Source organism: Flavobacterium proteolyticum, from assembly GCF_015223105.1.
Classification (GTDB): domain Bacteria; phylum Bacteroidota; class Bacteroidia; order Flavobacteriales; family Flavobacteriaceae; genus Flavobacterium; species Flavobacterium proteolyticum.
Map to the genome: position 1 here is coordinate 30,229 of NZ_JADFTZ010000006.1, position 17,599 is coordinate 47,827.

The 17,599-nt window shown below is 32.0% G+C and carries 18 protein-coding genes; 9 read left to right on the forward strand and 9 right to left on the reverse strand.

The window, feature by feature from the left end; translation table 11 throughout:
- The 6 genes from IM755_RS11200 to panB form a co-directional block, all read right to left on the reverse strand.
- Entirely contained in the window at positions 1 to 291 is a 291-nt protein-coding gene (locus IM755_RS11200; RefSeq protein WP_194096873.1) for a TIGR03643 family protein, read from the reverse strand.
- Between the two features lie 72 nt (positions 292 to 363).
- Positions 364 to 774: an SET domain-containing protein-lysine N-methyltransferase gene (locus IM755_RS11205; RefSeq protein ID WP_317172454.1), complete on the reverse strand. Its 411-nt coding sequence runs from the start codon at positions 772 to 774 to the stop codon at positions 364 to 366.
- Between the two features lie 2 nt (positions 775 to 776).
- The gene (ypfJ, locus tag IM755_RS11210; protein WP_194096875.1) at positions 777 to 1,631 is read right to left on the reverse strand and encodes a KPN_02809 family neutral zinc metallopeptidase; all 855 of its coding nucleotides are present in this window, start codon (positions 1,629 to 1,631) and stop codon (positions 777 to 779) included.
- A 20-nt stretch (positions 1,632 to 1,651) separates the two neighbouring features.
- Positions 1,652 to 3,004 (reverse strand): hypothetical protein, encoded by a 1,353-nt coding sequence (locus tag IM755_RS11215; protein ID WP_194096876.1) that lies wholly within the window; start codon positions 3,002 to 3,004, stop codon positions 1,652 to 1,654.
- A 12-nt stretch (positions 3,005 to 3,016) separates the two neighbouring features.
- Positions 3,017 to 3,712: an RluA family pseudouridine synthase gene (locus IM755_RS11220; RefSeq protein WP_194096878.1), complete on the reverse strand. Its 696-nt coding sequence runs from the start codon at positions 3,710 to 3,712 to the stop codon at positions 3,017 to 3,019.
- Positions 3,713 to 3,714: 2 nt separating this feature from the next.
- Positions 3,715 to 4,533, reverse strand: a complete 819-nt coding sequence (gene panB / locus IM755_RS11225) for a 3-methyl-2-oxobutanoate hydroxymethyltransferase (protein WP_026726677.1) — start codon at positions 4,531 to 4,533, stop codon at positions 3,715 to 3,717.
- A gap of 131 nt (positions 4,534 to 4,664) precedes the next feature.
- Here panB and nhaD point away from each other — a divergent pair, with 131 nt between their 5' ends.
- From nhaD to IM755_RS11260, 7 genes are all read left to right on the forward strand, one after another.
- A complete protein-coding gene (gene nhaD, locus IM755_RS11230; protein WP_194096880.1) occupies positions 4,665 to 5,951 on the forward strand; it encodes a sodium:proton antiporter NhaD in 1,287 nt (428 codons plus the stop codon).
- 16 nt (positions 5,952 to 5,967) lie between these two features.
- Positions 5,968 to 6,408, forward strand: a complete 441-nt coding sequence (locus IM755_RS11235; protein WP_194096882.1) for a Cif family virulence factor — start codon at positions 5,968 to 5,970, stop codon at positions 6,406 to 6,408.
- Positions 6,409 to 6,498: 90 nt separating this feature from the next.
- A complete protein-coding gene (locus IM755_RS12860) occupies positions 6,499 to 7,569 on the forward strand; it encodes a sensor histidine kinase (protein WP_317172456.1) in 1,071 nt (356 codons plus the stop codon).
- Entirely contained in the window at positions 7,562 to 8,245 is a 684-nt protein-coding gene (locus IM755_RS11245) for a response regulator (RefSeq protein ID WP_194096884.1), read from the forward strand. The genes IM755_RS12860 and IM755_RS11245 overlap by 8 nt, the downstream gene beginning before the upstream one ends.
- A gap of 12 nt (positions 8,246 to 8,257) precedes the next feature.
- The gene (locus IM755_RS11250; RefSeq protein ID WP_194096886.1) at positions 8,258 to 8,512 is read left to right on the forward strand and encodes a hypothetical protein; all 255 of its coding nucleotides are present in this window, start codon (positions 8,258 to 8,260) and stop codon (positions 8,510 to 8,512) included.
- Positions 8,509 to 10,446 (forward strand): KUP/HAK/KT family potassium transporter, encoded by a 1,938-nt coding sequence (locus IM755_RS11255; protein ID WP_194096888.1) that lies wholly within the window; start codon positions 8,509 to 8,511, stop codon positions 10,444 to 10,446. Before IM755_RS11250 ends, IM755_RS11255 begins: the two co-directional genes overlap by 4 nt.
- Positions 10,447 to 11,496, forward strand: coding sequence for a porin (locus tag IM755_RS11260; RefSeq protein ID WP_194096890.1), 1,050 nt, complete (start codon positions 10,447 to 10,449; stop codon positions 11,494 to 11,496). It begins immediately after the preceding gene.
- On the opposite strand, the gene IM755_RS11265 is transcribed toward IM755_RS11260, so the two are convergent.
- Genes IM755_RS11265 through IM755_RS11275 form a run of 3 tightly spaced genes read right to left on the reverse strand, consistent with a single transcriptional unit; the run spans position 11,468 to position 14,481 of the window.
- Complete coding sequence (locus IM755_RS11265) at positions 11,468 to 11,851, reverse strand: ribosomal maturation YjgA family protein (RefSeq protein ID WP_194096892.1); 384 nt, start codon at positions 11,849 to 11,851, stop codon at positions 11,468 to 11,470. The genes IM755_RS11260 and IM755_RS11265 overlap by 29 nt on opposite strands.
- A 5-nt stretch (positions 11,852 to 11,856) precedes the next feature.
- Complete coding sequence (locus tag IM755_RS11270) at positions 11,857 to 13,062, reverse strand: SH3 domain-containing protein (protein ID WP_194096894.1); 1,206 nt, start codon at positions 13,060 to 13,062, stop codon at positions 11,857 to 11,859.
- 3 nt (positions 13,063 to 13,065) lie between these two features.
- Positions 13,066 to 14,481 (reverse strand): L-serine ammonia-lyase, encoded by a 1,416-nt coding sequence (locus IM755_RS11275; RefSeq protein ID WP_194096897.1) that lies wholly within the window; start codon positions 14,479 to 14,481, stop codon positions 13,066 to 13,068.
- Positions 14,482 to 14,629: 148 nt separating this feature from the next.
- Here IM755_RS11275 and IM755_RS11280 point away from each other — a divergent pair, with 148 nt between their 5' ends.
- Entirely contained in the window at positions 14,630 to 15,538 is a 909-nt protein-coding gene (locus tag IM755_RS11280) for an EamA family transporter (RefSeq protein ID WP_194096899.1), read from the forward strand.
- Between the two features lie 135 nt (positions 15,539 to 15,673).
- On the forward strand, positions 15,674 to 17,560 hold the full coding sequence (gene dnaK / locus IM755_RS11285) for a molecular chaperone DnaK (RefSeq protein ID WP_194096905.1): 1,887 nt from the start codon (positions 15,674 to 15,676) through the stop codon (positions 17,558 to 17,560).
- Positions 17,561 to 17,599 lie beyond the last annotated feature (39 nt).

Below are 17,599 nucleotides of genomic sequence, written 5' to 3' on the forward strand. Positions count from 1 at the left end.
TTATCTTTTTGAAATTTTGTTGTTTGTAATGGCTCTTTGAAGTTTGCATTTGAATCTATCAATGCCTTCAACTCGTTTGGCTAAATGTTTTGTCTTGCAATTTTCGACTCTATTTCTCCACAATTTATAACTGCTAAATTTGAGTTCTTTTTTCATTAAAGCCTTAACATCTGCTTCACTCAAACCAAATTGAAATTTTATTGCATCAAAAGGAGTTCTGTCTTCCCAAGCCATTTCTATTATTCTATCAATTTCAATATCAGTGAAGTCTTTTTTAGACGAAATATTCATTTTGTTTAAAAATTAATTAAAAAAGTTAAACAAAATTACAAAAAAAATATTTTAAAAGGGAATAGATTTAAATTATTTATGTTTTTTCCAATATTTTACACCATAGCTACAAAAAATCTCTTGTTGGGATTTGATTTTCTTTGTAGCTACGATGCAAACATTATCTTCATCGTCTAAAGTGATTTTGGAATTGTTTTTGAATGCTGATTTAGAGAAAGCTTCGGCATCATTAGCATATTTAGCAAAGCAATCTACATTCATAGAGTCTAATATAGAACCGTCTAACATGTTAATGAAATAGCGGTCATTTCCTTCGGAAACTCTTTTTTGAGCTTCTTCATCGGTTAAAATTTCTCCTTTAAAAAGTGAGATAATTTCATTTGGATAAATATCAATTGCTGTAAATAAACCTTTTCCAGCATTTGGTATTTGAGAATCTTGAATATATAAATAATCAGATTCGGGTACTTCAATTTTTAACACAATTATAGTTCTTCAGCAAAAGTATCGCCTAATCGAATATCGCCCGATTTAAAACCTTTCATAAACCATTTCATTCGTTGTTCAGATGAACCATGTGTAAAAGAATCAGGCACAACATGTCCTTGCATTTTACTTTGAATGGCATCGTCACCTACAGCATGTGCAGCACTTAACGCTTCTTCAATGTCACCTTCTTCTAAATATTTTTGGTTGTAATGCGCCCATAATCCGCCATAAAAATCGGCTTGTAATTCTAAGCAAACGGATAATTTATTGGCTTCGGCCTCACTTTTTCCTTGTTGTAATTGTCTTACTTTCCCAGAAGTTCCAAGTAGAGTTTGAACATGGTGACCTACTTCATGAGCAATTACATAAGCTATTGCAAAATCACCACCTTTAGCTCCAAAACGAGTTTTTAATTCTTCAAAAAAAGCTAAATCCATATATACTTTATGGTCGCCTGGACAATAAAATGGTCCTGAGGCTGAACTTGCACCACCACAAGCAGTTTCAACTGAACCAGTAAATAAAACCATTTTGGGTTGTTCATATGTGCCTAAATTATTTTCTTCAAATATTTTAGTCCAAATATCTTCTGTGTCAGCAAAAACGGTTGAAACAAATTCGCCCATTTCTTTTTCTTGAGGAGTAAGTTCTCTTTGTTCAACTTGCTCTGTTTGTTGAGCACCTTGACTTTGTTGAATGGTATCAACAAATGGTGCTGCTTCTGGAAAAAACATTTTCACTAGAAAAAAGACAATTGCGATAGCACCACCACCAGCAATTACTTTTCCACCGCCCGACATTCCTCTTCTGTCTTCTACGTTGTCGCTTTGACGTCTACCTCTCCATTGCATAAGAAATATTTTTTAAATTATTAAAATCCGAAACGAACTCCTAAATATAAATCGGCTTGTTTACCGCTATCGGCTAAAGCTGTAAATACACTGTTTGATCCTATGAAGAATCCAGCTAATCTAAATCCGATTCCACTGGTGAAGCCTGAAATTTCATTAGATGCTAATGGAGCATAAGCTTCAAACCATTTTGCTGAAAATCTTGGAATTAAAGTATATGAATTTTGCGTTGTGATAAAATCACTTTTGCTATCATCGCTAACTTTTTGATTGATGCTTCCTGTAACAAACCATTTTTTAGTTAAACGAACATCGGCATAGGCATTAATTACGGTTGGTAATTTCACTGTATAGTCAGCAGTACTTGAAGTCGATTGAAAATAAGCTGCGTTTGCAGGATCATTTAAAATAGCTTCGATTTCAGTTAAACTTTCAACATTTTCAAATTGATTCAAATCTAAACTTTCTAAATTATCAACATTTAAAATATAGTTTTTACTTAAGTTGTTATCCGATTTAAAAGTCATTGAACCAATGTTTTTAATTGAAAGTCCGGTGTTTAATCGGTAACTATTGGCGTCATTTTCGTCCTTCCATCTGTAGTTAAATGCTATGTCAGCAGCAAAACCATTGATTCCTTGAGAGAAAAATTCGTTGTAGTTTCCTTGATCATTATAGTTGTTTGCTAAAACTCCAGCGTAAGAAATATTAATGCTAGCAGAAGCATTTACCAATGAAATATCTCCAAAATTGTTTACGATTGTACCATTTAAGTTTGTTGCAGAAAAGTTAGCGTAAGCTCCAGGAAATAATAAGCGTAAATTTGTTCCAACATTAAGTTTGTGTTTTGGAAGATCAATTAAATTTCTAGCAATTGTTAAATCAATTTCTCCCCAAGTTGTTGCATTTAATCTTTGATTGTCGTTTGATGAAATTACGGTTTGAGAAAAAATATTACTTAACTCTCCATTCTGAATTGCATCTCCTAATTTAGAATCTAAGTTTATAACATTAGCTTTAACATTAGCAACTGAAGTAATTCCAAATCCCCATTTTTGGTATTTAAAAGCAAATGAAGGTCCTAATATTTGAGTATCTAATCTTAAGTTAACAACATCATTTCCTTCAAAAATCTTATTTTCTAAATTATCTCCACTAACTAAATCACTAAAAGTTAATTTATTATTAGCCATTCCAATAGAAAAATTGAATGCATTAACTTCAAATTTAGAATTCATGTTTACTAATTCAGCGGGATTATTTGTCGCATTTAATAAACCTCCTCTTTTTGAAGTTGAGATTCCACTAAAATGTTCTTGAGAATAGGTGTAACAAGTTGTAATTAATGTTAGAGAAAGAATTAATTTTTTCATAAATTAAAATAATTAAATTGTGTTCCAGATATTGTCTTTTGGTGTAATTGCATTAAAAGTAATAATTTCTTTTGAAACAGGATGTGTTAGAATTAATTTTCTAGCATGTAAATGAATACCTCCATCAGGATTACTTCTGTCAAAGCCATATTTTAAATCGCCTTTTATTGGGCAACCAATTGCTTGTAATTGTGCTCTAATTTGATGATGTCTTCCCGTATGTAAATCAATTTCGAGTACAAAATAATTATCTAATTTTTTGATAATTTGATAACTTAAACTTGCCTTTTTGCTATCGGGAACTTCTTTTAAATGTGCTTTTGAAGTATTATTTTTAGTATTTCTTTTTAAGAAATGTACTAATGTGTCTTTTTCTTTTGGAGGACAATTTTTTACCACTGCCCAATAGGTTTTTTGCGTTTCTCTATTTTTAAAAGTTTCGTTCAAACGAGTTAAAGCTTTTGAAGTTTTCGCAAAAACCACAATTCCAGTTGTTGGTCTGTCTAAACGATGCACAACTCCTAAAAAAACATCTCCAGGTTTATTGTATTTTTCTTTGATGTATTCTTTTACTACATCAGAAAGTGGTTTGTCACCTGTTTTATCTCCTTGAACAATATCACCTACACGTTTATTGATGACAATGATATGATTGTCTTCGTGAAGGATTTGTAGGTTGTCTTTTGTAGAAATTTCTTTGTTAGACACAATTAATATTGTTCGTTAGCATTAGGAAAATCTTGCGATTTCACATCGGTTACATATTGACCAATAGCTTGCGTCATTTGTTCGTATAAATTCAAATAACGGCGTAAAAATCTCGGACTGAATTCGTTATTCATTCCTAACATATCGTGAATTACTAAGACTTGACCATCAACACCACCACCAGCGCCAATTCCAATAACTGGAATAGAAATACTTTTAGCCACTTTTTCAGCTAGAGCAGCTGGAATTTTTTCCAATACCAATGAAAAACAACCTAAACGTTCTAACATTTTTGCATCTTCGATTAATTTTTCCGCTTCCGCTTCTTCTTTAGCTCTAACGGTATAAGTTCCGAATTTATAGATAGATTGTGGTGTTAATCCTAAATGTCCCATTACAGGAATTCCAGCATTTAAAATCTTTTTGATTGAATCTTTTATTTCACTTCCGCCTTCTAGTTTTACAGCATGTCCGCCACTTTCTTTCATAATACGAATAGCTGAGCGTAAAGCTTCTTTAGAATCCGATTGATAACTTCCGAAAGGTAAATCAACAACTACTAGAGCTCTTTCGCAAGCTCTAACCACACTTGATGCGTGATAAATCATTTGGTCAAGTGTAATTGGAAGTGTTGTTTCATGTCCCGCCATAACATTACTTGCTGAATCACCCACCAAAATAACATCAACACCTGCAGAATCTACAATTTTTGCCATTGTAAAATCATATGAAGTTAACATGGATATTTTTTCTCCATTTTCTTTCATATCAATCAAAGTTCTTGTTGTAATTCTTTTGTAATCTTTCTTTGCTACTGACATGTTTTTTGGTATTTAAAACACAAAGGTAGTAAATGTTATTTTCTTTTTAGATTTTGAAAAAATATTTCTCAAATATTAAATTTATGTTAAATTAATGTTTTAATTTAGGAGCGATCAAAAACAATGCTAAAATGATATCTATATTACTTGCTGTTGCAATTCTAGGTTACTTATCGGTTATTCTAGAATCTCCCATTCGAATTAACAAAACAATTACTGCTTTACTTACTGGAACCATTTGCTGGGTGGTTATTGCCATATTTAGTCACGATGATCAACATTTAGTTACTGAAAAATTAATGGAATATTTTGGTGAGATTTCGGGCTTACTTATTTTCTTAATGGGAGCAATGACGATTGTTGAATTAATTGATATTCATAAAGGTTTTACTGTAATTACGAGTAGAATTAGAACTACATCAGTATTAAAATTACTTTGGATAGTTGCTTTTATAACTTTTATTCTTTCGGCATTATTAGATAACTTAGCTACAGCAATTATTATGGTAACTTTACTAAGAAAGTTAATGCCAAAAGGTGAAATTAGAATGATCTTAACTGGAATTGTTGTAATTGCAGCAAATGCTGGAGGAGCTTTTAGTCCAATAGGAGATGTTACCACAACTTTGTTATGGATTGGCGGACAAGTTAGTTCTTTTGGAATTGTAAAAGCATTGATTTTACCTTCTATCATGGTTTTACTCGTTCCTGTAATAATTGCGAGTTTTAGAATGCGAGGATTTGCTGTTCTTCGTGCTCAAGTATCCATGGCTCAAGTACGTCAGGAAGAAAAAATGAGAGGAAGTATGAGCGTTTTTATTGCAGGAGTTGTTGGTTTAGTAATGGTTCCAATTATTAAAACATTAACAGGATTACCACCATTTATCGGAGTTTTAATTTCATTATCAATGGTTTCTTTAGTTTCTATAATGTATCATAGAAAAAAAACACAGGAAGAGAAAGATAAGTTTTCAGTCGCATACGCATTAACTAAAGTTGATATTAGTTCAATACTTTATTTTATGGGAATCTTATTAATGGTATTTGCTTTGCAAGAAGTAGGTGTATTGAGAGAGTTGGCTAATATTTTAATTACAAACTTACCAAATACAGATTCTATGATTGTTGCAATTGGGGTTTTATCTTCAATTGTAGATAACGGAAGTTTAGTAGCAGCTACACAAGGAATGTTCTCATTAGCGGATTACCCCATGGATCATTCTTTATGGGAATTCATTGCTCTTTGTGCTGGAACTGGTGGAAGTATGTTAGTAATTGGTTCAGCTGCTGGTATTGCTGTAATGGAGAAAGAAAAAATTACCTTTATGTGGTATTTAAAAAAGATAACACCTTTAGCAGTAGCAGGATACATTGCCGGAATTGTAACATATTTAGTTCAAGTGATACTAATGCATTAATCTAAATAATTTTGCAATGAGAAAACTATTTATTATTACAACTGTTTTAGTATCAAATTTAATTTTTGCTCAAGAAAAAACGCCTAAAGCAATTGTCGAAGATTTTTTTATTGCATTTCATGCTAAAGATACTGTTGCTTTAAAAGAATTATGTCATCCAGAAATTGTATTGCGAACAGTTGCCAATACTAAAGAAGGAAATAAACTGAAAGATGAAAAATTTGATGAATTTTTGAATTCAATAGCTACTATTCCTGCCAATCTTAAAATATTTGAAAAGTTAATTGACTACAAAGTTGAAATTGATGGTAATTTAGCACACGTGTGGACTCCGTATGAATTTTATGTAAATGATAAGCTAAGTCATATTGGTGCTAATGCTTTTACCTTGTATAACGACAATGGGAAATGGCAAATTATCCATTTAATTGATACGAGAAGAAAGAAATCTTTATAAAATCTTTATACTTATTGGTACTTCTTTTATACGCTATTTATAAAACCCAACTTATCTTTGCCAAGTAATTCAATGGTAAAGTTTTAAAGCGTGTTTAGTAGAACATCAAATCTTAATAATCAATATATTTTCAGCATAATATTAGTGGTGCTGGTTTCGCTTGCATGCTTTGCATTTAAAGAGATTATTGGTTATAAGGTTATTGCTTTTATTCTTTTGGTTACCGTTTCGTTTGTAGCCATGTTTTACAGAATTGTTCCCACATTATTAGCTGCTGTTTTGAGTGCTTTAATTTGGAATTTCTTTTTCATCAAACCTTATTATACGTTTCATATCGGAAATACTGAAGACCAATTTATGTTCTTTATGTATTTTGTAATTGCATTAATTAATGCTGTTTTGACGTTCAAAATCAGACAAATTGAACGAATTGCGAATGAAAAAGAGTCAAAATTACAATCCATAAAACTCTATAACACACTTTTAGATAGTTTATCACACGAATTAAAAACACCTATTGCTGCCATTATTGGTTCAACTGATGCGCTTCAAAGCAATGCAATTATGACTGAAAGTCAAAAGGAAAAATTATTGGAAGAAATTTCAATTGCTTCGTTGAGATTGAATAATCAGGTTGAAAATTTATTGAACATGTCGCGATTAGAATCGGGCGTTATAGTTCCAAAAATGGATTGGGTTGATGTAAATGAAATTGTGTACGAGGTAATTAGAGCTTTAAAAATTAAATCGTATTCGCAAAAAATAATAGTTACTGTTCCCCAAAGTTTGCCACTTTTTAAATTGGATTACGGTTTAACAGAGCATGTAATTTATAATTTATTAAACAATGCCATAATTTACACGCCACAAAAAAGCACTATAAATATCGATTTATCATTTACAGAAGATACATTACAAATTATAATTTTAGATGAAGGAAATGGTTTTCCAGAAGATGAAATTGCTCTTGTTTTTGATAAATTTTACCGACTCAAAAATTCGCGACCAGGCGGTTCTGGTTTGGGATTATCAATTGTAAAAGGTTTTGTTGAAGCGCAAAACGGAACTGTATCATTAGAAAATAGAGTAGAAGGTGGGGCCAAATTTGTAGTTAAAATTAAAACCGAAGTTTCAAAATTTAATCCGACAGAAAATGAATAAGTGTCGAATTTTAGTCATAGATGATGAATCGCAAATCAGAAAACTTTTAGAAATCACTTTAAGTACGAATGATTTTGAAGTAAAATTAGCCGAAAATGGTTTAGAAAGGATTCGTTTTGCAGCTACTTATCAACCCGATTTGATTATGCTTGACTTAGGTTTACCCGATGTCGACGGTCAAAAAGTATTGCAACAATTGCGCGAATGGTATTCGAATCCCATCATGATTTTATCGGTTAAAAATGAAGAATCAGAAATTGTAAAAGCGTTAGATAATGGTGCAAATGATTACTTAATTAAGCCTTTTAGAACGCAAGAATTATTAGCAAGAGTGCGTTCACACATGAGAAATCATATCAAAGAAGCTTCAGAACCAATAATTAGTTCATCTAATTTTTCGATTGATTTGATTGCTAGAATTGCAAAAGTGAATAATGAAGAAGTTAAACTTACACAGACAGAATTTAATTTATTAGCCATTTTGGCTAAAAACGAAGGAAAAGTATTAACACATCAATACTTATTAAAGGAAATCTGGGGAAAAAGTTATAGTGACCAAACCCAATATCTACGCGTGTTTGTAGCACAATTAAGAAAAAAAATTGAGAAAGATGCCAATCATCCCGAAATGATTCTCACAGAAAGCGGAATTGGTTATCGATTTATTCTGACATAAAAATCATTACATATGGAAAATTCAGACAGCAACACAGCTAATGTGCCAAGCAACAGCGATAGTTTGTCTTTAAATAATGCGATTCGTCCTCCGTCATCTAATTCGAATTCAGATTATTGGCTTCGAGAATTCATTAAAATTAATCAATGTCCACAACGAGAAGACGCTTTAGAAAACCAACTCAATGATTTGAGTTTAGTAGCTGAAAAATTAGGAATGTATTATGCAGCACACTTTATTAAAAATATAAATACAATAAAAAAATGAGTAATTCAAATTATCAAAAAGTAACAGCAGCAACACTTTTAGTAGCATTAGGAATCATTTATGGAGATATAGGAACGAGTCCACTATATGTAATGAAAGCAATTGTAGGAGATAGAGAAATATCCAAAATGCTTGTATATGGAGGAATTTCTTGTGTTTTTTGGACATTGACATTTCAAACGACTTTTAAATATATTATATTGACATTAAGAGCTGATAATCATGGTGAAGGCGGTGTTTTTTCATTATATGCTTTGATTAAACGTTTTGGGAAAGGAAAATTAGTGATTCCAACTATTTTAGGCGCTACCACACTTTTAGCGGATGGTATTATAACACCACCTATTTCGGTAGCATCTGCTGTAGAAGGTTTGGAAGTTCTTATACCGAGTTTGCCAACAGTTCCCATTGTTATAGCTATTTTATCAGGTTTGTTTTTGTTTCAAAGATTTGGAACTCAAAAAGTAGGTTTCTTTTTTGGCCCAGCCATGGTAGTTTGGTTTTCGATGTTATTAGTTTTGGGAATTTCACAAATTGTTATTCATCCAGAAATTTTAGAAGCTTTAAATCCAATGTATGCTTATCAATTATTAGTTGAATATCCACATGGATTTTGGTTACTTGGAGCCGTATTTCTTTGTACTACAGGAGCAGAAGCATTGTATTCAGATTTAGGGCATTGTGGAAGAGACAATATACGAATTACATGGATTTTTGTAAAAACAGCTTTAGTAGTAAATTATCTTGGTCAAGGCGCATGGTTAATGACACAAGGAAGTCAATTTCTTGAGGGTAGAAATCCGTTTTATTCGATTATGCCTCAATGGTTTTTAATTTTTGGAATTATTATTGCTACAATGGCAGCTATTATTGCGTCTCAAGCTTTGATCAGTGGTTCTTTTACTTTAATTAATGAAGCTATTTCGCTTAATTTTTGGCCAAGAGTTGCTTTGAAAAATCCAACAAATACGAAAGGACAAATCTATATTCCTTCGGTCAATACAATTTTATGGATTGGTTGTGTATTAATGATTTTATACTTTAAAAATTCCGAACACATGGAAGCGGCTTATGGTTTTTCTATAACCGTAGCGATGTTGATGACAACCTTTTTATTGTCGTATTATTTGTTTTACATCAAGAAAATGAAAATCGGTTGGATTGCCTTGATATTATTCATTTTTGCAGTAATCGAACTTTCATTTTTTGCTGCAAATGTGGTGAAAATTAAAGAAAGATGGATGTTTTTATTCTTTGAATTATTCATTTTTATGGTGATGTATGTTTGGTATTACTCAAGAAAAATCAATAATAAATTTTTAAAATTTGAAAACATAAAAGAGCATGCTTTTAAATTAGAAGAATTAAGTAACGATGATACAATTCCAAAATATTCAACACATTTAATTTATCTGTCAAAAGCCGATAAACTTAACCAAATTGAAGAGAAAATCATTAACTCAATTTTTTCGAAAAAGCCAAAAAGAGCTGATGTGTATTGGTTTTTACACATTAACCGCACCGATGAGCCTTTCACATTAGATTATGAAGTTCACGAAATTATTGATGATACAGTAATAAAAATTGTTTTAAATGTTGGATTTAGAATCCAACCGAAGGTTGAATTGTATTTCAAAAAAATTGTTCAAGATTTAGTACAACAAAACGAATTAAATTTACATACTCGACCAGATGGATCAACAAAATACAATACAGAACCTGACTTTAAATTTGTAATTTTGGAAAAATTTTTATCGGTTGAAAATGAATTCTCTGTAAAAGAAGGTTGGTTGATTAATAGTTATTTTATCTTGAAAAGAATGTCTATCTCAGATACAAAAGCGTTTGGTTTAGATAAAAGTGATGTTGTAGTTGAAGAGCTTCCTATGGTATATCAACCCACAACAAATATTTCATTAAATAGAAAGAAATAGATGAAAAATATAATTAAGGTTTTAATGATTGGTTTTTCTGCAATGTCATTTGCTCAAGAAAAAGATTCGTTAAAAATTAAAGTTTCAGGTTTTTTAGAAATGTATTATGCGTACGATTTTAGTAATCCAACAACCGATACTAAACTTCCATTTATGTATAATTATAACCGTCATAACGAGTTTAGTGTAAACAATGGATTAATTCGAGCTCAATTACAATACGGAAATGCTTATGCGTCAATTGCTGTTCATGCAGGAACATATGTTGATGATAATTTCGCTTCGGAAGATATAAAATTATTGAGCGAAGCTTATGTGGGAATGTACTTGAATGACAACAAAAAATCATCAATTGAAGTCGGTATCATGCCAAGCTACATCGGCTTTGAATCGGCAACAACGGCTTCCAACTTGACTTTAACACGTTCTATTTTAGCGGAAAATTCGCCTTACTTCATGACAGGAATTAAGTATAATTACAAACCAAATGACAAATGGAGTTTTTCGGGATTGGTAACTAATGGTTGGCAACGTATTAACAAACCACAAAAAGACGTTGCACCAGCTTTAGGAACTCAGGTTGTATACAAATCTTCAGAAAAAGCGACATTGAATTGGAGTACTTTTATTGGGAAAGAATTTTATGGAACTGAATTAGCCATGCGTTATTTCAATAATTTGTATTGGGATAACAGCTGGAATTCCAAATGGCGCACCATTTTAGGATTTGATTTCGGAATTCAAGATAGTTCCTCTTTAAATGATAAGCATTTGTTTTGGATGAGTCCTGTTTTAATTGCACAATATTCGATAAGTCCAAAATGGCAAACAGCGTTTAGAGTGGAATATTATCAGGATGAAGATAACGTGATTATTGCGACTTCAGATGCTTTTAAAACTTCAGGAGCTTCCATAAACTTTGATTATTTGCCTAATTCAAAAGTAAAATTAAGAACCGAAGCTCGTTATTTCGATTCAAAAGAAGCTATTTTCTTCGATAATAAATCCAATAACTTTTTTGTTACAACGTGTTTAAGTTTTGAGTTTTAATAAGTTTCTTATCTATTTGAAAAGCCATAAAAGTTCCCATTATATAGCAAAGTAAATCCGACCAAAGGAAACCTTCGCCCAAAATGTAATAACCTAAAGTGGTTTTTCTGATAGCTATTAACCAATCGATTTGAACCAATTGTAAGATTTCAATACTAAAACAAAAAAGTAAACTCAGTAGGAGCGAGGTTGATTTTTTTGAATCCATAATCAAAAATCGAAATCCGAAGTAAATCAAAACAGCATACAAAACATCACCAAAAAACAATGGAATGTCATTGATTTTTCGAGACAAAATCCCTAAAATCAATGCTATAGTTAGTGCTGATAAATAATATAATCTATTGTTTTTCAATGTCTTTAACAATAATAATTTATTTCGATTGAATGTAAAACACCTTCTTTAAAATAAATAGAGTAAAAACCTGAATCAAAAGAGATATTATAAAAATGAGGATTCTTAAAGCTATATTCTAAATATTGACCATACTTCAAAATGAAATCTTTTTCAGAAATTTGTTGACTAAATATTGATTTTGAATCAAAATAAAATTTAGTATTGGGTTTAAAAAAGATTTCTACTAATTCTGCTTTATTGGTGTCTTGATCTACACTAATTATAAAATCTGAATAATGATATAAAACATTAGATAAATATACTCCACACTCATCTTCAACATTCTCTATTTTTGATGGATTGCCAAATTTTTTCAGCAAATCTGTAAATGAAATCTCGGTATTGTTAAACTTAAAACCATAGATTTCAAAATAGGATGATTGTATTTTTTCTTGTAGTAGTTTAAAGTTTAAATCTGTATGTAATCCTATATTTTTAGCAATTAAGATATTAAACTCTGTATCCTTAATTAATTTTTCATCATTTAATTGTTTGGCTACTTCTAGGTATCGTTCTAAAGCAGGCAATTCATTAACATCACCGCTGTTCCAAGTTAATTCTACTAAACGTTCTCCAATGGTTTTTCTATTCGCAACATCAGTTTTTGGTAGTTTATCAAATTGTGCCAATAAATCTTCATAAACAGGTCGTTTCCCTAAATATTTTGCCAAAACAAATTTTGCTGCATTTGGTTCAAATCCATATCCAATATTAACCCATTCGTCTTTATTTACAGGAAAATAACTAACTGAAACCGCATCACCGTTAGTCAGAATTTCTTTAACAGAAGACATTTTATCGGGTTTACTTCTAGCTTTTAAACCAGCTACCGTAACAAACAAATGATTGCCGCCATAATAAGCATCACCACCTTTAATTATTGGGTTAGAAGGATCTTCGATAATTTTATCGTTTCCATTCATTGTAGTTCGAACCAACTCTTTTTTTACAAAACCTATAGTAAAATTATCGGATTGTACTTTGAGCCAACCATTTTTCAAATCTTCAATGATTTTTACTTCAGCTCCATATCTAAAATAACCATAAAATTTACTTTCTACAGATGGTTTTTCAAATAATTTGGTATCATTAATAATCCAATATCTGTCTTGAGAAATTGAATAGACACTCGTAAATAGAAATGAATAGATAAAAATTAATTTTTTCATAAATTAACAATCCGCTAATCCAACCGCAACGGCTAAACCACCTTCTGAAGTTTCTTTGTATTTGGTGTTCATATCTTTAGCTGTTTCCCACATCGTGTTAATTACTTTGTCTAAAGGTACTTTTGCATTTAAAGCATCGGTTTCTAAGGCTAATTCGGCTGCATTAATTGCTTTAATTGCACCCATAGTATTTCTTTCAATACACGGAATTTGAACCAAACCACCTATCGGGTCACAAGTTAATCCTAAGTGATGTTCCATCGCAATTTCTGCTGCCATCGTAACTTGTGCTGGAGTTCCGCCCATTAATTCACACAAAGCTGCTGCTGCCATAGCACTAGAAACACCAATTTCCGCCTGACAACCGCCCATAGCTGCTGAAATAGTAGCGCCTTTTTTGAAGATAGAGCCAATTTCACCTGCCACCATTAAAAATTGTTTGATTTCTTTTTCGCCAGCTTCATGGTTTTCGATTACCAAATAATACATTAAAACGGCTGGAATAACGCCCGCACTTCCATTAGTTGGAGCGGTAACCACACGACCTAATGAAGCATTTACTTCATTTACTGCCAACGCAAAACAACTTACCCATTTTAAAATCTGACGGAATTTAACTTCGGTTTGCCTGATGATTTGCAACCATGAATACGGATCTTCATACGGTAAAACTCCAATCAAGTTTTTGTGCATGTCATAAGCTCTTCTTCGAACATTAAGTCCGCCAGGAAGAATTCCTTCTGAATGACAACCAATGTACATGCATTCTAACATCGTATCCCAAATGCGAAGTAATTCGTTGTGAATTTCTTCTTCGCTACGCATGGTTTTCTCGTTTTCGTAAACGATTTCAGAGATTTTCTTGTTTTCTTGAGCACAAAAAGCTAAAAGTTCGTCTGCTTTTTCAACCGGGAATGGGAAAGTATGTAAAATTTCTTCTTTGTCATGATCTTCTTTTTCTTTTACCACAAATCCGCCACCAATAGAATAATAGGTTTCTGAATACGTTTCGGTATCGGTTTTGGCTGTAAAAGTTAATCCGTTGGCATGAAAAGGTAAAAAGTTTCGGTTGAAAACAATATCGGTTTCAAAACAAAACGGAATTAAGATTTCATTTCCTAAGAAAATTTCTTTCTTGTTTTTAATGGCCGAAATAATTACATCAATACTTTCCACGGGGATGTATTCTGGGTCAGCACCACTTAAACCAAGCATTACAGCTAAATCTGTTGCATGCCCTTTTCCTGTTAATGATAAGGAACCATACAAATCTACTTTGACACCAATTATGTTATCAATTAGATTGCGATTGCGCAATTCTTTTAAAAATTGTTCGGCAGCTCGCCATGGCCCAAGAGTGTGTGAACTCGAAGGTCCAACACCAATTTTTAACATATCAAAAACAGAAATACATTCCATAAATAGTTCTTTAGTATAGCAAAGATAGTTTTTAAAATTGAAATTATGCAACACGTAAAACAGTTCAATTGTTGTAAATCTTTTGAATTAATAACATAAAATTGGGATTTGGTTTCCTTCTTTTTTAGTTCTTTTGCAAAAAAAAGTAATGCCAATAAATAAGTATTTTTTAGCTGCTCTTGTTGCCTTTGTTATTTGGGGATTTTTCAGCTTGGCTTTGAAGCCTTTAACGGATTATCCTTCGTTAGATATTTTATTCTTCCGAGTTTTTATTGCTACGGCTTTCTTATTGGGAATTAATTTATTTTTTAGAAAATCAGTTATTATTGAAGCGAAAAATACGTTCAAAGAACTTTCTAAGAAAAAACAAAAATCAGCAGTAATCATGACGGTTATAGGCGGACTTTTGTTAGTATTGAATTGGTTTTTATTCATTTATGCAGTGAATCATGTGAGTTTACAATCAGCTTCGTTTGCTTATATTATTTGTCCAATATTAACCACTGTCTTAGCTTTTATATTATTGAAAGAAAGAATCGATGTTTGGCAATGGATTGCAGTTGGTTTGTGCGTAATTAGTTGTGTGATATTATCTTATGGAAATTTCAAAGATTTGATTTATAGTGTAATCATCGCATTAAGTTTTGGTCTTTATTTAGTTTCCCAAAGAAAAAATAGTGATTTTGATAAATTCTTGATATTGACCATTCAAATGGTGATTTCTTCAGTTATTTTATTACCATTTTATCCGAGTTATGGTGGAGCAGTTCCAACCGAATTTTTGTTTTATTCGTTACTTTTAATCATTGTAATTGTCTTCACGATTATTCCTTTATTCCTGAATTTATATGCTTTAAAAGGATTAAATTCTTCTACTGTTGGGATTTTAATGTACACCAATCCGTTGATTCATTTCTTTTTAGCGATTTTCTATTTTAAAGAATCGGTTTCTGTTGCTCAAATCATTTCTTATTCCTTGATTTTGATTTCAATCTTGGTCTTCAACATGACTAATTTTAGAAATTTAAGTCAGAATAGAATAAAAAAGTCGGCATAAAACGACATTTTGTCAGTTCAAAAAACCTGACAAAAGCTGTTTTCTGTCAATTTTCCTAATTTTTCGTAATGGCACAATCCTTGAATTAAAGTCATCGAGTTTAAAATTGAAATTTAAAATCTAACAAGTATAAAAATGAGCAAAATTATTGGAATCGACTTAGGAACAACCAACTCATGTGTGGCTGTAATGGAAGGTGGAGAACCTGTTGTAATTGCAAACGCAGAGGGAAAAAGAACTACACCATCTGTTATTGCATTTGTAGAAGGTGGAGAAATTAAAGTTGGAGATCCGGCAAAAAGACAAGCAGTAACTAACCCTACAAAAACGATTGCTTCTGTAAAACGTTTCATGGGGAATAAGTATTCTGAAAGTGCAAAAGAAGCTTCAACAGTAGCTTACAAAGTGGTTAAAGGAGACAACGATACACCTCGTGTTGATATCGATGGTCGTTTATACACACCACAAGAATTGTCTGCAATGACACTTCAAAAAATGAAAAAAACAGCTGAAGATTATTTAGGTCATTCAGTTTCTGAAGCAGTTATTACTGTTCCAGCTTACTTTAACGATGCACAACGTCAAGCTACGAAAGAAGCTGGTGAAATTGCTGGTTTAAAAGTAATGCGTATTATCAATGAGCCTACAGCAGCAGCTTTAGCTTATGGATTAGACAAACAAGGAAAAGACCAAAAAATCGCAGTTTACGATTTAGGTGGAGGTACTTTTGATATTTCTATCTTAGAATTAGGAGACGGAGTTTTCGAAGTATTATCTACAAACGGAGATACACACTTAGGTGGAGATGATTTTGACCAAGTAATTATCGATTGGTTAGCTAACGATTTTAATGCTGCTGAAGGTGTTGATTTACGTAAAGATCCAATGGCATTACAACGTTTAAAAGAAGCAGCTGAGAAAGCTAAAATTGAATTATCAGCTTCTGCTCAAACTGAAATCAACTTACCATACGTTACGGCTACGGCTTCTGGACCAAAACACTTAGTTCAAACGTTAACAAGAGCTAAATTCGAACAATTAGCTGAATCTTTAGTAAAACGTTCAATGGAACCAGTTGCTAAAGCGTTAAAAGATGCTGGTTTATCAGTTTCTGATATTGATGAAGTAATTTTAGTAGGAGGTTCAACTCGTATTCCTGTTATCCAAGAACAAGTAGAGAAATTCTTCAACAAAAAACCATCAAAAGGAGTTAATCCTGATGAAGTAGTAGCAATTGGAGCTGCAATTCAAGGTGGAGTTTTAACTGGTGAAGTAAAAGATGTATTGTTATTAGACGTTACACCACTTTCATTAGGTATTGAAACTATGGGAAGTGTTATGACAAAATTAATTGAGTCTAACACAACTATCCCAACAAGAAAATCTCAAGTTTTCTCAACAGCAGCAGATAACCAACCATCGGTAGAAATCCATGTTTTACAAGGAGAAAGACCAATGGCAAATGATAACAAAACAATTGGTCGTTTCCACTTAGATGGTATTCCACCAGCACCAAGAGGAGTTCCTCAAATTGAAGTTACTTTCGATATTGATGCGAATGGTATCATTAAAGTTTCTGCTACTGATAAAGGAACAGGAAAATCACATGATATTCGTATCGAAGCTTCTTCAGGATTAACACCAGAAGAAATCGAGAAAATGAAAAAAGATGCTGAAATGAATGCAGAAGCAGACAAATTAGCTAAAGAAAGAGCAGACAAGTTAAACGAAGCTGATTCTATGATTTTCCAAACAGAAAAACAATTAGGTGAGTTTGGGGATAAATTATCAGAAGCTAATAAAGGAGCAATCGAAAGTGCTTTAAATGAATTAAAAGCAGCTTACGAAACTAAAGATGTAGCAACTATCACTCCAGCTTTAGATAAAATCAATGAAGCATGGAAAAATGCATCAGAAGAAATGTACAAAGCACAAGCTGAAGGTGGCGCTGCACAAGCAGAACCTCAAGCAAATGCTTCAGGAGATCAAACTCAAGATGTAGATTTCGAAGAAGTGAAATAATTTTCAAATCGAAAATAAATTTAAAACCGAATCAGCAAT